General features: G+C 37.6%; 1 pseudogene. It reads left to right on the top strand.

Annotated elements, in window-relative coordinates:
- Positions 1-832, top strand: a pseudogene (locus CN288_RS27795) (phage tail tape measure protein); the annotation flags it as partial.

Raw genomic sequence — 832 nt, 5'->3', positions numbered from 1 at the left:
CAAGATGCCACTATGACTGATAAACTCCGTGCTGAGAAGAAAAAACTAGAGATTCAAATGGAAGCCGCAAAGAAAAGAACAGCTATGTTGCGAGCTGAATATGAAGCAATGTCCAGGGATACTAACACTACAGCTGAACAGCTTAACAAAATGTATGGAAAATTATTGGATGCTGAACGAGCTGAAACCTCACTTAATAATGCAATGAAGCGAGTGAATGAAGGTCTTTCACAACAAGGAATTGAAGCTAGGGAAGCAAGAGAAGATTTGGTGAAGCTACAAGAAAATACGAAAAGACTTGAAGCGGAACAAAAGAATTTAACGAGTTCTTTTAAATTGCAACAAGCGGAACTAGGCTCAAATGCTAGTGCGGCAGATAAATTACAGTTAGCTCAAAGACAGCTAGGTCAACAAATGCAATTGACCAATAGAGTAGTTGATAACTTAGAGAGACAATTAAGTGCAGCAAAGCGTGTGTATGGTGAGAATTCAGCAGAAGTACAGCAACTTGAAGCAAAATTAAATCAGGCGAAAACTACATTAAAGCAATTTGAAACCTCACTTCATGATGTTGATCAGAGTGGAGATCAAGCTGCAGACAGTATGGAGCAACTAGGGAAAAAATTAGATTTAAATAACTTAATGGAAGCTAGTGAAATACTACAAGGTATGTCACAACAATTGATTGAACTTGGTAAAGGTGCTGTAGGTATAGCAATAGATTTTGATAGCTCTCAACGAAAGATTCAAGCTTCTTTAGGTTTAACGGGGGAAGGTGCTAAAAATCTTCAAAAAATAGCGATAGATACCTGGAAAAAGGGATTTGGTGAAA

The sequence above is a fragment of the Bacillus sp. AFS023182 genome (assembly GCF_002560575.1).
In the GTDB taxonomy this organism is placed as follows: Bacteria; Bacillota; Bacilli; order Bacillales; family Bacillaceae_G; genus Bacillus_A; species Bacillus_A arachidis.
The sequence above is the reverse complement of the archived record's forward strand: the minus strand, read 5'-3'. Positions and strand labels throughout refer to the sequence as shown.